Source organism: Amycolatopsis sp. NPDC049252 (assembly GCF_043197175.1).
Classification (GTDB): domain Bacteria; phylum Actinomycetota; class Actinomycetes; order Mycobacteriales; family Pseudonocardiaceae; genus Amycolatopsis.
Genome location: NZ_JBICSQ010000004.1, coordinates 135,101 through 147,410 on the forward strand (window position 1 = coordinate 135,101; position 12,310 = coordinate 147,410).

Genomic DNA, 12,310 nt, shown 5'->3' on the forward strand with positions numbered 1-12,310 from the left:
CTACCAACCAGGATGTAGCAGCGGCCTGAGTTTGGACGAAGTTCGTCCGCCGCCGGTTCCCCCGATCCGTCAGATCACGCGTTCTGCTGCGCCACCGGGGCGCTGACCTCGCCGTTCGCCGCCTTGAGCGCGATGTCCGTGCGGTGGTGCGAGCCCGCGAGGTGGACCTTCTCCACGGTTTCGTACGCGTGCTTGCGCGCCGACTTGAGCGTCTTGCCGGTGCCGACGACCGAGAGCACGCGGCCGCCGGAGGAGACGACCGCGCCGTCGTCACGACGGCGGGTGCCGGCGTGCAGCACGCCGTCGATCTCGCCGCCGGTGATGACGTCGCCGGTGCGCGGCTTGCCCGGGTAGCCGTCGGCGGCGATCACGACGGTGACCGCGGCACCGCCGGCCCACTCCAGCGGCGGGTGCTCGGCGAGCTTGCCGGTGGCCGTGGCGTGCATCAGCCCGGCGATCGGCGTGCGCAGCAGGGCCAGCACGACCTGGGTCTCCGGGTCGCCGAAGCGGCAGTTGAACTCGATGACCTGCGGGCCTTCGGAGGTCAGCGCGAGCCCGGCGTAGAGCAGGCCGGAGAACGACGCGTCGCGCGCGACCAGCTCGTCGGCGACCGGCTGGACGACCCGCTCGACCAGCTCGTCGACCAGGTTTTCGGGTGCCCAGGGCAACGGGGCGTAGGCACCCATGCCGCCGGTGTTCGGGCCGGCGTCGTCGTCGCCGACGCGCTTGAAGTCCTGCGCCGGCAGCAGCGGCACGACGGTGTGGCCGTCGACGAAGCAGAAGAGCGAGGCCTCCGGACCGTCCAAAAAGGACTCCAGAAGCACGGGGTGGCCGCCGTCGAGCAGCATGATGGCGTGCTTGCGCGCGACGTCGTAGTCGGTCGTGACGACGACGCCCTTGCCCGCGGCGAGGCCGTCGTCCTTCACCACCCAGGTCGGGCCGAAGCGCGAGAGCGCGGCGTCGAGGCGGGCCGGGTTGTCGACCACCTCGCTGCGCGCGGTCGGCACGTTCGCCGCGGCCATGACGTCCTTCGCGAACGCCTTGGAGCCTTCGATGCGGGCCGCCGCGGCCGACGGGCCGAAGCAGGCGATGCCCGCCTTGCGGACGGCGTCGGCGACGCCGGCGACGAGCGGGACCTCGGGCCCGATCACCACGAGGTCGGCCTGCCAGCTCTTCGCGAGCTCCGCGACCGCTTCCGGGTCGGCCGCTTCCACACCGAGCTGCTCGGCCATCGCGGCCGTCCCGGCGTTGCCGGGCGCGCAGGCCAGAGCGGTGACCGTGGGGTCGCCGGACGCCGCGAGGACGAGAGCGTGCTCACGGGCGCCGGAGCCGATTACCAGTACGCGCACGCCGCACAGCGTATCCGGACGGCTTCGCGCCGGACATTTCGCCGTCCCCGGAACGGGTGGCCACGTGCCGTTTACCGCCGCTTTCGCCCGGATACGCACTTCGGATGCTTGCGACAGTGAGGGTTGCGCGAGTAGTCAGGGTCAACCCTGTGGGAAAAGAGGTCACCAGATGAAGCGCAAACGTGTCGGCGTCCTGGCACTCGCCGGGCTGGCGTTGCTGAGCGTCACCGGGTTCGCGATCGGCTCGGCGAACGCGGCCGAGACCGGGTCCGCCGATGCGGCCGCGCACGGCCGGGGTCACGATGACCCGGTGATCATCGGACACCGCGGCGCGCCCGGGTACCGCCCGGAGCACACCCTCGCCTCGTACGAGCTCGCCTACCGGATGGGCGTGAGCTGGGTCGACGTCGACCTCGTCCCGACGAAGGACGGCCAGCTCGTCGCCCGGCACGAGCCGGAGATCGGCGGCACCACCGACGTCGCGCGGCACCCGGAGTTCGCGAACCGCAAGAAGACCCTGGTGATCGACGGCGTCTCGACGACCGGCTGGTTCACCCAGGACTTCACGCTGGCCGAGCTGAAGACGCTGCGGGCGGTCGAGCGGATCCCGGCCAACCGCCCGCACAACACGCTGTACAACGGCCGGTACCAGATCGCCTCCTTCCAGGAGGTGCTCGACCTGACCAAGCGGCTCGGCAAGGAACTGCACCGGACGCTGGGCACCTACCCCGAGGTCAAGCACTCGACGTTCTTCCAGTCGATCGGCAACCCGGTCGAGCCGAAGCTGGTCTCGGCGCTCAAGAAGAACGGCCTCGACCGGCCCGACGCGCCGGCGATCATCCAGTCGTTCGAGGTGTCGAACCTGATCGCGCTGCACAAGCAGGTCCGCACGCCGCTGCTGCAGCTGACGTCGGCGTCCGGCGCCCCGGCGGACTTCGTCGCGAGCGGCGACAAGCGGACGTACGCGGACCTCGTGACGGCGTCCGGGCTGCGTGAGGTCGCGAAGTACGCGAAGTACCTCGGGCCGGACAAGGGGCAGATCATCCCGCTGGACGCGGCCGGCAACCTGACGAAGCCGTCCTCGATCGTCGCGGACGCGCACAAGGCCGGCCTGAAGGTGCAGCCGTACACGTTCCGCAACGAGAACCCGTTCCTGCCGGCCAACCTGCGCTCCTCGGCGGAGCCGGACGCCTACGGTGACGTGTTCACCGAGGAGGCGGCGTTCCTCAAGGCGGGTGTCGACGGTTTCTTCGCCGACCAGGCCGACACCGCCCTCGAGTCACTGCACGCGTTCCTGGGTCACTGATCGCTTTGCCGTGAGGGGCACCTTCATGGACTCTTCGTCCATGAAGGTGCCCCTCACGACGTTCTCCGGCTCGCGATCGCCAGCGGTACCAAGGGGTTCATCGCGCTGGTCGTCGTCGGCGACGACCTGCCGTTGATCGACGACGCCGTGACGGTCGAGCACCTGCTGACGCACACCTCCGGCATCGGTGACTACTGCGACGAAGAGGCGGACCCGCCGCCGACCCCGCTGCTCGCCGAACGGATCGCGGACCGGCACGGCGACGGCGGGATCTACAGCACCGCGCCGGACTTCCGGGCGTTCTGGCCCGCGTTCCTGGGCGGCCGGATCGTGCCGCGCGAGTGGGTCGACCGGATGCCGCGGCCGCACGCGGACCGGTACGGCCTCGGCTTCTGGCTGCCGTGGCCCGGCCGGTCCGGCTCGAAGGCGGTGACCACGGCGGCACGTTCCGGAGCACGCACTCCGATGGTGTCACCGCGACGCTGATCTCGAACGACCACCGCGGCGGCGGGCCGCTGCTCAAGCAGCTGGACGAGTTTCTTGACGAAGCCTTGACACCCCTCGCCCACCAGGGCTAACTTCGGCGAATTCAATGGTCTGGCCGCATACCTTTCAAGAGGTGCCCGATGGATGTCTCCGACCAGCAGACCACTCCCGACCACGATGACGACTCCGCACGACTGCACCAGCTCGGCTACGCGCAGGAGCTCAAGCGGACGATGTCGGGGTTCTCGAACTTCGCCGTCTCGTTCACCATCATCTCCATCCTGTCCGGCTGCCTGACCCTCTACGGCTTCGGCATGAAGACCGGCGGACCGGCCGCGATGATCTGGGGCTGGCCGCTGGTCGGGATCTTCGTCATCCTGGTCGGCCTGGGCATGGCCGAAGTCTGCTCCAGCTACCCGACCGCGGGCGGCCTGTACTACTGGGCGGCGCGGCTGGCGCGGAAGAACGGCCCCGCGTGGTCGTGGTTCACCGGCTGGTTCAACCTCGTCGGGCAGATCGCCGTCACCGCGGGCATCGACTTCGGCGCGGCGCTGTTCCTCAACGCGTTCCTCGACCTGCAGTGGGGCTTCTCGGCGACGCCGGGGCACACGATCCTGCTGCTCGCGATCATCCTCGTGGTGCACGGCCTGCTGAACACCTTCGGCGTCCGGATCGTGGCGATCCTCAACAACGTCAGCGTGTGGTGGCACCTCATCGGCGTGCTGGTGATCGTCGGCGTGCTGGTCTTCGTGCCCGCCAAGCACCAGGACGCGTCGTTCGTCTTCGGCAGTTTCGTGAACCAGACGGGCTGGGGGTCGGCGTTCTACGTCTTCGCGCTCGGGTTGCTGGTCGCGCAGTACACGCTGACCGGCTACGACGCGTCGGCGCACATGACCGAGGAGACGAAGAGCGCGGCGACGGCCGGGCCGCGCGGCATCGTGATGTCGATCGTCGTCTCGCTCGTCGCGGGGTGGATCCTGCTGATCGGCCTGACGTTCGCGATCCAGGACTACGCCGGCGAAGTCGGCTCGGCCACCGGCGTCCCGCCCGCGCAGATCTTCATCGACGCGACCGGCGCGGTCACCGGCAAGTTCCTGCTGCTGATCTGCATCGGCGCGCAGCTGTTCTGCGGCATGGCGTCGGTGACGGCGAACTCGCGGATGATCTACGCGTTCGCCCGTGACGGCGCGATCCCCGGGTCGAAGTTCTGGCACAAGATCAACAAGCGGACACAGACGCCGACCAACGCCGTCTGGCTCGGCGCGGGCGGCGCGCTCATCCTGGCGCTGCCGTACCTGTGGAGCTACACGGCCTACAGCGCGGTCACGTCCATCGCCGTCGTCGGCCTGTACGTCGCCTACGTGATCCCGGTGTTCCTTCGGGTGCGGCAGGGTGACGACTTCGAGCGCGGGCCGTGGCACCTCGGGCGCTGGGGCAAGCCGGTCGGCATCATCGCGACGGTCTGGGTCGTGCTGATCTTCGTGCTGTTCATGCTGCCGCAGGCGTCGCCGGTGACGGTGGACTCGTTCAACTACACGCCGATCGCGTTCCTCGTGGTGCTCGGCGGTGCCGCCCTCTGGTGGGCGGTCTCGGCCCGGAAGTGGTTCAAGGGCCCGAAGGTCCAGGGCTCGGAAGCCGAACTGGCCGCGGTGGAACAGGAACTCAAGGAACTCGGCTGAAAGTCCGTGAATGGCACATTGAGGGACTTAGAGTCCCTCAATGTGCCATTCACGGCTTTAGGTGGTGGCGGGGCGGGACTCTGATGCCGGGGCGGGTTCTTCGACGCGGGCTTCGCGGCCGGGGCGGACCACCGTGACGGCTGCCGCGCCCAGGGCGCCCACCGCGGCGAAGGCGTAGAAACCCCACGGGTACGCGATTCCGGCCGTCAGCAGCGCGCCGCCGAGCAGCGGGCCGGAGATCGCGCCGATCCGGCCGATGCCCGCGGACCAGCCGAGGCCGGTCGCGCGGATCGCGTCCGGGTAGATCCGGCCGATGTAGGCGTACACCAGCACCTGCGCGCTGAAGACGAAGCAGCCGGTCAGGAACACCGCCGCGTACAGCCCGACCGCCGGCAGCTTCACGCTCAGCAGCGCCAGGAACACCGCGCCCGCGCAGAACCAGACGATCGCCGACGGACGGATGCCGACGCGGTCGGCGACCCGGCCCGCGACGAGCAGGCCGACGATGCCGCCGACGTTCAGCGTCAGCAGCAGGCTGAGCGCGGCGCCGAGCGGGTACCCGGCCTGGCGCATGATCTCCGGCAGCCAGGTGTTGAGGCCGTAGACCAGCAGCAGGCCCATGAACGACGTCACCCAGAACGCGATGGTGGCGCGCAGCAGCCCGCCGCGGAACAGGCCGGCGACGGCGTGCCCGGCCGAGCGTTCGGTCTCGCGGACCCGCTGGAACGACTCGGACTCCGGCAGGAACTTCAGCATCAGCGGGATCAGCACGACGGCCGGGAGCGCGCCGGCGACGAACATCGCGCGCCAGCCCAGTGGCGAGATCAGCACGATGGCCAGCAGCGCCGTCAGCACCGCGCCGACGTGGTAGCCGGTCATCACCGTGGTCGTCGCGCTGCCGGCCTTGCCGCGGCGCGCGTACTCCGTGACCAGCGTGATGGCCGTCGGCAGGCAGCCGCCCAGGCCGAGACCGGCGACGAAGCGCAGCAGCCCGAAGACGAACGTCGACGGCGCGAACGCGCACAGCAGCGTGCACAGCGAGAACAGCGCGACCGAGATGATCAGGGACTTCCGGCGGCCGATGACGTCGGTGATCGTGCCGATCGCCAGGCCGCCCAGCATCATCCCGGCCAGGCCGACCGTCGAGACGACCGACGCCGTGCCGGGCGTCAGGCCCCAGACGTGGTCGCGGAGGAGCACGGGCAGCACGGAGCCGAGCACGACGAGGTCGAACCCGTCGAGCAGAACGGCGGTCCAGGCCAGGGGCACGACCCAGGAGCGGGTGCCAGGGGACATGGGGGAACCTCCGGATGTGCGTCGGTGCACGTGATCCGCACAAGTGTGCGTTGTGCGAACAAGTGTGCATATCGGACATGCCGTAAGCCAGGTCACTTCCACTCACCGGAAGCCGGGCGCAGGGCGCCCACCTGCGCGAAGATCACGCGCGTGGAGATCCTGGTTCTGATGGGCGTGCTCGCCGGCTCGCTCGCGTTGACGGCGTTCGCGCGGCGCTACAACCTGTCCGCGCCGCTGCTGGTCGTGGTGGTCGCGCTCGGGGTGGCGCTGATCCCCGGCGTGCCGCGGCTCGAGCTGGAGCCGGAGCTCGTCCTCACCGTCGTGCTGCCGCCGCTGCTCTACTCGACGTCGCTCGAAAGCTCGTTGACGCACTTCAAGCGCAACCTGCGGCCGATCGTCGCGCTGGGCGTGGTGCTGGTGGCCGTCACCGCGGTGGTCGTCGCGCTGGTCGTGCACCTCCTGCTGCCGGACGTGCCGTTCGCCTCGGCCCTCGTCCTGGGCGCGGTCGTGGCGCCGCCGGACGCGGTGACGGCCGTGGCGATCGGGCGCAAGCTCGGCCTGCCGCGGCGGGTGATGACCGTGCTGACCGGCGAAAGCCTGGTCAACGACGCCGCCGCGCTGACGCTGTACAAGGTCGCGCTGGCCGCCGTCGCCGGCACCGCGGGCTCGGCCGGGCACGGCTTCGCGGTGTTCGGCGTCGCGACCGTGCTGGGCATCGCGGTCGGCCTGGCGATCGGCGCGCTCGTCGTCGGGATCCGGCGGCTGCTCGACGACCCGCTGCTGGAGTCGGCGTTCGGGATCATCGTGCCGTTCGGCGCGTACGTCACCGCGGAGCACCTGCACCCGTTCGGCGAGGAGTTCAGCGGCTCGGGGGTGCTCGCCGTCGTCGCCGCGGGCCTCTACCTCGGCCATCGGTCGCTCTACGCGTCACCCGCGACCCGGATGCAGGACAGATCGGTGTGGGCGTCGATCGACGTCCTGCTGGAGGCGCTGGTGTTCGCGCTGATGGGCCTGCAGCTGCCGTTCGTGCTCGACGGCGCCGGGCACGCGGCCCGCGACAACGGCACGCTCACGCTGGTCGCCCTGGCCGTGCTCGCGGCGACGATGCTCATCCGGATTCCGGCGGTGGCCCTGTTCGCGTACCTGCCGAAGACGTTGCGGCTGTTCGGGCAGGTCCGCCGGGCCCCGGACTGGCAGACGATCGCGGTGATCTCGTGGACCGGCATGCGTGGCGTCGTCACGCTCGCGGCCGCAGCCGGCGTCCCGGCCGATACGCCGGGCCGTGAGGAGATCCAGTTGTTCGCGTACGCGGTGGCGATCGGCACCGTGCTCATCCAGGGGCTCACGCTGCCGCCGCTGATCCGGGTGCTGAAGGTGGGCGACCCGGAGGAGGCGGCCCACGACGAGGCCGAGGAGCTCGCGGCCCGCGAGGTCGCGCAGAAGGCGGCGCACGCGCGGCTGCGCGAGATCAGCCGCGACCGGCTCGCCGAGCTGGACCTGCCGCCGGAGAAGATCGAACGGCTTCGCGAGCGCCTCGAACGGCTCGTGGACACGCGCTACCGGTTCGCGAAAGCGGCGATCACGCTGTCCGGCGAGGACCGCTCCGGCAACCCGCACGCGCAGTTCGCCAAGGCCCGGCGCGAGCTGCTGATCACCCAGCGCAAGGCGATGATCGAGGAGAACCGCGCCGGCCGGCTCGACGACGAGGTCCTCGGGAAGGTGCTGCGCGAGCTGGACCTGGAGGAGCTGTCGGTGTCGACGACCCTCACGAACCGATTGAGCTGATGACCTCCCAGGTCCGCCGCCGCTCTTCGGACGAGCGGATGCCGGTCTGCGACACGAGGACGTCGGTCGCGCCGGCGTCGTAGTAGCGCCGCAGCCCGGCCAGGACGGTCTTCTCGTCGCCGATGATCGCCAGGTCCGCCGGATGATCAACGCCTTCCGCGGCCAGGATGCGTTGATACGACGGGATCTGCGCGTAGAACCCCATCTGCTCGACGGCGAGGGCGCGCACGGCGTCGGGCTCGTCGGTGACGATCGCGGGCACGGCGGCGAGGATCCGCTTGCCGCTGGGCAGGTGCGGAACGATCTGTTCGGCCAGCGCCCGCGGCCCGGCCAGGAACGGCAGCGTCCCGTCGGCCAGCTCCCCGGTGACTCGCAGCGCCTGCGGCCCCATGGCGGCGACGATGATCGGCACGTCACCGCCCACAGTGGACAGTCCAGGCGCGTGCGCCTGCACGGTCTCGCCGTCGAAGTCGACCTCCTCGCCGGCGAAGACCTTCTTGAGCACGGTGAGGTACTCGCGCAGGTGCTTGATGGGCGGCGGGTACTCGACGCCGTAGACGGGCCCGAGAAATCCCTTCGAGCCGAGCCCGACGCCGAGGGTGAACCGCCCGTGGGTGGCGGCGTGCGCGGTCTGCGCCGCGTTCGCGACCACCAACGGATGCCGCGGGTAGATGGGCACGACGGAGGTGCCGACCTCGAGCCCGGGATTCTCCCGCCCCGCGATGGCGGCGACGGTGATGGCGTCCTGGCTGAGCGGAAGCTGCGAGAACCAGACGGACTTGAGCCCGGCATCGGCGGCCTCACGGGCCTGCGCGACGAGCTCGTCGACGAGGTTCGGCGCGGCGGCGGTGTCGCCGGCGGGAAGCGTGACTCCGATGGTCATGCGTTCCAAGTTAGCGAGCGAGGCCACCGGTTTCCGGCTTCCCAGCGCGTGGGAAGTCGCGCGGACTGTGCGGAAATCGCCCACCCTGGGCGAGATCCCGATCACCATCCTCAGGAGATCCCATGTCGCTGACCGAGGTCATCGACGGCACTCGCAAGGCCGTCGACGCCGACCCGCACAACGCCGCCGTGTCCTTCAGCGTGGACCACACCCTCAAGCCCGGCACCAAGACCGAAGTCGCGGTCAAGGTGCGGGACCACAGCTTCACCGTCGACGAGCCGCCGGCGCTCGGCGGGACCGACCAGGCCGCGAACCCCGTCGAGTTCGCGCTCGCCGCCCTCGGGTCGTGCCAGGTGATCACGTACCAGTTCTGGGCGGCCAAGCGCGGGATCCCGATCGACTCGATCAAGGTCACCGTCGACGGTGACCTCGACCTCCACGGCTTCTTCGGCTTCTCGCTCAACACCCGCCCCGGGTTCGGGGACGTCCGGGTGTCCGTCGAGCTCGAAGGGCCGGCGAGCCGGGAGCGCTACGAAGACCTCAAGCGCGAGGTCGACGAGCACTGCCCGGTGCTCGACCTGTTCCGCAACGAGACGCCGGTCAGCACGAAACTGACCTAGACGAACTGATGCCGCACGATCGTCTGGTCACGGCCCGGGCCGACGCCGATCGCCGAGATGCGGGCGCCCGACAGCTCTTCCAGGCGCTCGACGTACGCGCGGGCGTTCGCGGGCAGCTCCTCGAACGTGCGGCAGCCCGAGATGTCCTCGAACCAGCCCGGGTGCTCTTCGTAGATGGGGATCGCGTGGTGCACGTCGGTCTGCGTCATCGGCATGTCCTGCGTGCGGAAGCCGTCGACCTCGTACCCCACGCACACCGGCACCTTCTCCAGCCCGGACAGCACGTCCAGCTTGGTGAGGAAGTAGTCGGTGATGCCGTTGACGCGGACCGCGTAGCGCGCGATCACCGCGTCGAACCAGCCGGTGCGCCGCGAACGCCCGGTGGTGACACCGAACTCGCCGCCCTGCTTGCGCAGGTACTCGCCGGACTCGTCGTTCAGCTCGGTCGGGAACGGGCCGGAGCCGACGCGCGTGGTGTAGGCCTTGAGGATGCCGAGCACCGTGCCGATCCGGCCCGGGCCGATGCCCGAACCGGCGCTCGCGCCGCCGGACGTCGGGTTCGACGACGTCACGAACGGGTAGGTGCCGTGGTCGACGTCGAGCAGCGTGCCCTGTGAGCCCTCGAGCAGCACGGTCTCGCCGCGCTCGAGCGCCTGGTTGAGCTGCAGCCGGGTGTCGGCGATGCGGTGCGCGAACTTCTCGCCCGCGGCCAGCACCTCGTCGGCGACCTGGTTCGCGTCGAGGGCCTTGCGGTTGTAGACCTTCACCAGCACCTGGTTCTTGAACTCCAGCGCGGCTTCGACCTTCTGGCGGAAGATCTTCTCGTCGAGCAGGTCCTGCACGCGGACGCCGACGCGGGCGATCTTGTCCTGGTAGCACGGGCCGATGCCGCGGCCGGTGGTGCCGATCTTGCGGCTGCCCAGGTAGCGCTCGGTGACCTTGTCGATGGCCACGTGGTACGGCATGATCAAGTGCGCGTCCGCGGAGATCAGCAGCTTGGACGTGTCGACGTCCCGCGCTTCCAGTCCGGACAGCTCTTCCAGCAGCACACCCGGATCGACGACCACGCCGTTGCCGATGACGTTCGTCACGCCGGGGGTGAGGATGCCGGACGGGATGAGGTGCAGGGCGAAGTTCTCGCCGTTCGGCAGGACGACCGTGTGACCGGCGTTGTTGCCACCCTGGTAGCGGACGACCCACTGGACGCGGTCACCCATCAGGTCGGTGGCCTTGCCCTTGCCTTCGTCTCCCCATTGGGCACCGATGAGCACGATGGCCGGCATGTGACACTCCAAGGTGTTCGACGACGTGAGGTTTAGTGTCCGGGACGGACACCGGTGGCGCTGGTAAATGCCGGTGCATGACTGTAACGGAGGACCCGCGGGTGCGCGGAATAGTGGTGGCCTGTGGCGACGGCTCGGCGGGCTTCGAAGAGGTCGATGACGTCGAATCGATCCGCGTGCCGAGCCGTCCCGGCAAGGCGGAAATCGACCCCTTGCTGGGCGAACACGATCACCTGGTGGTGTCGGGCACTGACGCCGATCTCGCCGCCGTCGTGCTGCGCCTGCTGCGCAAGGACGCGATCTCCGGCGTGTCGGTCGGGTTCGTGCCATCGTCGCCGGAGTCGTCGGTCGCCGCGCTGTGGGGGCTGCCGAAGACGCCGCTGCAGGCGCTCGCGCTGGCGTTGCGCGGCGAGGTCGACCCGGTGCCGCTGATCCGCGACGACGTCGGCGGGGTGCTCGTCGGGCGCGGGCTGCTGCGGCTCGTCCGCGGTGTCGCCTACTGCGACGAGCAGGTCGCGCTGCGCGGGGCGGCCGCGTCGATCGAGGTGACGCCGGACCCGGGCGGGCCGGGGATGGCCGTGCGCGTGGTGAAGGGAACCATCTTCAAGCGCCCGACGACGCTGTACTCGCGCGCGTTCCAGATCGGCTGCATCCCGACGCGGCCCGTGAGCGACGAAGTCGTGCACGAACGCGCGGTGAACAAGTGGACCTGGTACCGGCACACGGAGGATCTGCGACTCGTTCGTGGCGCGGTCTGACCTGCGAGTTTCACTCCGAAGTGAGGATCTGGACACTCAGCGTTCGGAAACGGGCAGCAACATGTCACCTATACGTGTTGCACTCGCCACACAGGTGTATCAGGGTTAGCTGTCCCCACACCTGACATGGAGGCAGCAATATGCCAACCAGGCGTGCTGTTCGTCATTCCTTGACTGTCCTCGCCGCCACCGCGGTGCTCTCCGGCACGCTGGCCGGCGTCGCCGACGCCACCCCGCCGGGCATCCCGTCGGCCACGACGGCGAAGTCCGAGCTGGCCGCGCTGACCGTCAAGGCCGACGGGTCCCAGACCGGCTACAGCCGCGACAAGTTCCCGCACTGGATCCAGCAGGGCGACAACTGCGACACCCGTGAGGTCGTGCTCAAGCGCGACGGCACGAACGTGCAGACCAACTCGAGCTGCAGCGCGACGTCCGGCAGCTGGTTCAGCCCGTACGACGGCGAGACCTGGACCGCCGCGTCCGATGTGGACATCGACCACGTGGTGCCGCTGGCCGACGCGTGGCGCACCGGCGCGTCGTCGTGGACGACGGCCCAGCGCCAGGCGTACGCGAACGACCTGACCGACCCGCAGCTGATCGCCGTGACGGACAACGTCAACCAGGAGAAGGGCGACAAGTCGCCCGACCAGTGGAAGCCGCCGCTCACCGGCTACTGGTGCACCTACGCGAAGATGTGGACCGCGGTGAAGTACAAGTTCAAGCTGACGATCAACACCGCGGAGAAGACGGCGCTGACGGACATGCTCGGCCGCTGCTGACCTGACTTCAAAGCCGTGAAGGCCACCTTGAGGGACTCTGAGTCCCTCAAGGTGGCCTTCACGGCTGTCAAGGGGGAATCCCTGCG

At 69.7% G+C, this 12,310-nt stretch carries 12 protein-coding genes; 7 read left to right on the forward strand and 5 right to left on the reverse strand.

Annotation, left to right across the window (positions count from 1 at the left end; all coding sequences use genetic code 11):
• Nucleotides 1–74 precede the first annotated feature (74 nt).
• Nucleotides 75–1,349: a phosphoribosylamine--glycine ligase gene (gene purD, locus ACGFMK_RS08340; RefSeq protein ID WP_392759600.1), complete on the reverse strand. Its 1,275-nt coding sequence runs from the start codon at nucleotides 1,347–1,349 to the stop codon at nucleotides 75–77.
• A gap of 169 nt (nucleotides 1,350–1,518) precedes the next feature.
• Here purD and ACGFMK_RS08345 point away from each other — a divergent pair, with 169 nt between their 5' ends.
• The gene (locus tag ACGFMK_RS08345) at nucleotides 1,519–2,655 is read left to right on the forward strand and encodes a glycerophosphodiester phosphodiesterase (RefSeq protein ID WP_392759602.1); all 1,137 of its coding nucleotides are present in this window, start codon (nucleotides 1,519–1,521) and stop codon (nucleotides 2,653–2,655) included.
• Here the strand turns inward: ACGFMK_RS08345 and ACGFMK_RS08350 are convergent.
• Nucleotides 2,629–2,817 (reverse strand): hypothetical protein, encoded by a 189-nt coding sequence (locus tag ACGFMK_RS08350; RefSeq protein WP_392759604.1) that lies wholly within the window; start codon nucleotides 2,815–2,817, stop codon nucleotides 2,629–2,631. The genes ACGFMK_RS08345 and ACGFMK_RS08350 overlap by 27 nt on opposite strands.
• On the opposite strand from ACGFMK_RS08350, the gene ACGFMK_RS08355 reads away from it, so the two are divergent.
• Both ACGFMK_RS08355 and ACGFMK_RS08360 read left to right on the forward strand, forming a co-directional pair.
• Nucleotides 2,803–3,141 (forward strand): hypothetical protein, encoded by a 339-nt coding sequence (locus ACGFMK_RS08355; protein ID WP_392759606.1) that lies wholly within the window; start codon nucleotides 2,803–2,805, stop codon nucleotides 3,139–3,141. The genes ACGFMK_RS08350 and ACGFMK_RS08355 overlap by 15 nt on opposite strands.
• Nucleotides 3,142–3,281: 140 nt before the next feature.
• Nucleotides 3,282–4,820: an amino acid permease gene (locus ACGFMK_RS08360; RefSeq protein ID WP_392759608.1), complete on the forward strand. Its 1,539-nt coding sequence runs from the start codon at nucleotides 3,282–3,284 to the stop codon at nucleotides 4,818–4,820.
• 57 nt (nucleotides 4,821–4,877) lie between these two features.
• Here ACGFMK_RS08360 and ACGFMK_RS08365 read toward each other — a convergent pair whose 3' ends face one another.
• Nucleotides 4,878–6,116: an MFS transporter gene (locus ACGFMK_RS08365; protein WP_392759610.1), complete on the reverse strand. Its 1,239-nt coding sequence runs from the start codon at nucleotides 6,114–6,116 to the stop codon at nucleotides 4,878–4,880.
• Between the two features lie 150 nt (nucleotides 6,117–6,266).
• Between ACGFMK_RS08365 and ACGFMK_RS08370 the strand changes: the two genes are divergently transcribed.
• Nucleotides 6,267–7,901 (forward strand): Na+/H+ antiporter, encoded by a 1,635-nt coding sequence (locus tag ACGFMK_RS08370; RefSeq protein WP_392759612.1) that lies wholly within the window; start codon nucleotides 6,267–6,269, stop codon nucleotides 7,899–7,901.
• Here ACGFMK_RS08370 and ACGFMK_RS08375 read toward each other — a convergent pair.
• Nucleotides 7,882–8,784, reverse strand: coding sequence for a TIGR03564 family F420-dependent LLM class oxidoreductase (locus ACGFMK_RS08375; protein ID WP_392759614.1), 903 nt, complete (start codon nucleotides 8,782–8,784; stop codon nucleotides 7,882–7,884). The genes ACGFMK_RS08370 and ACGFMK_RS08375 overlap by 20 nt on opposite strands.
• 122 nt (nucleotides 8,785–8,906) lie before the next feature.
• Between ACGFMK_RS08375 and ACGFMK_RS08380 the strand changes: the two genes are divergently transcribed.
• Nucleotides 8,907–9,404: an OsmC family protein gene (locus tag ACGFMK_RS08380; RefSeq protein WP_392759616.1), complete on the forward strand. Its 498-nt coding sequence runs from the start codon at nucleotides 8,907–8,909 to the stop codon at nucleotides 9,402–9,404.
• Here the strand turns inward: ACGFMK_RS08380 and ACGFMK_RS08385 are convergent.
• Nucleotides 9,401–10,687 (reverse strand): adenylosuccinate synthase, encoded by a 1,287-nt coding sequence (locus tag ACGFMK_RS08385; RefSeq protein ID WP_392759618.1) that lies wholly within the window; start codon nucleotides 10,685–10,687, stop codon nucleotides 9,401–9,403. The two genes, ACGFMK_RS08380 and ACGFMK_RS08385, sit on opposite strands and share 4 nt — an antisense overlap.
• Nucleotides 10,688–10,764: 77 nt before the next feature.
• On the opposite strand from ACGFMK_RS08385, the gene ACGFMK_RS08390 reads away from it, so the two are divergent.
• Complete coding sequence (locus ACGFMK_RS08390; protein WP_392759620.1) at nucleotides 10,765–11,445, forward strand: hypothetical protein; 681 nt, start codon at nucleotides 10,765–10,767, stop codon at nucleotides 11,443–11,445.
• 140 nt (nucleotides 11,446–11,585) lie between these two features.
• Nucleotides 11,586–12,224 (forward strand): HNH endonuclease family protein, encoded by a 639-nt coding sequence (locus ACGFMK_RS08395; RefSeq protein WP_392759622.1) that lies wholly within the window; start codon nucleotides 11,586–11,588, stop codon nucleotides 12,222–12,224.
• Nucleotides 12,225–12,310: the final 86 nt, after the last annotated feature.

What these genes read in the sequence shown, in the direction of transcription:
- ACGFMK_RS08375 (WP_392759614.1), bottom strand. Translation starts at nt 8,784, where the DNA reads ATGACCATCGGAGTCACGCTTCCCGCCGGCGACACCGCCGCCGCGCCG.
- ACGFMK_RS08395 (WP_392759622.1), top strand. Translation starts at nt 11,586, where the DNA reads ATGCCAACCAGGCGTGCTGTTCGTCATTCCTTGACTGTCCTCGCCGCC.
- ACGFMK_RS08385 (WP_392759618.1), bottom strand. Translation starts at nt 10,687, where the DNA reads ATGCCGGCCATCGTGCTCATCGGTGCCCAATGGGGAGACGAAGGCAAG.
- ACGFMK_RS08390 (WP_392759620.1), top strand. Translation starts at nt 10,765, where the DNA reads ATGACTGTAACGGAGGACCCGCGGGTGCGCGGAATAGTGGTGGCCTGT.
- ACGFMK_RS08360 (WP_392759608.1), top strand. Translation starts at nt 3,282, where the DNA reads ATGGATGTCTCCGACCAGCAGACCACTCCCGACCACGATGACGACTCC.
- ACGFMK_RS08380 (WP_392759616.1), top strand. Translation starts at nt 8,907, where the DNA reads ATGTCGCTGACCGAGGTCATCGACGGCACTCGCAAGGCCGTCGACGCC.
- ACGFMK_RS08365 (WP_392759610.1), bottom strand. Translation starts at nt 6,116, where the DNA reads ATGTCCCCTGGCACCCGCTCCTGGGTCGTGCCCCTGGCCTGGACCGCC.
- ACGFMK_RS08345 (WP_392759602.1), top strand. Translation starts at nt 1,519, where the DNA reads ATGAAGCGCAAACGTGTCGGCGTCCTGGCACTCGCCGGGCTGGCGTTG.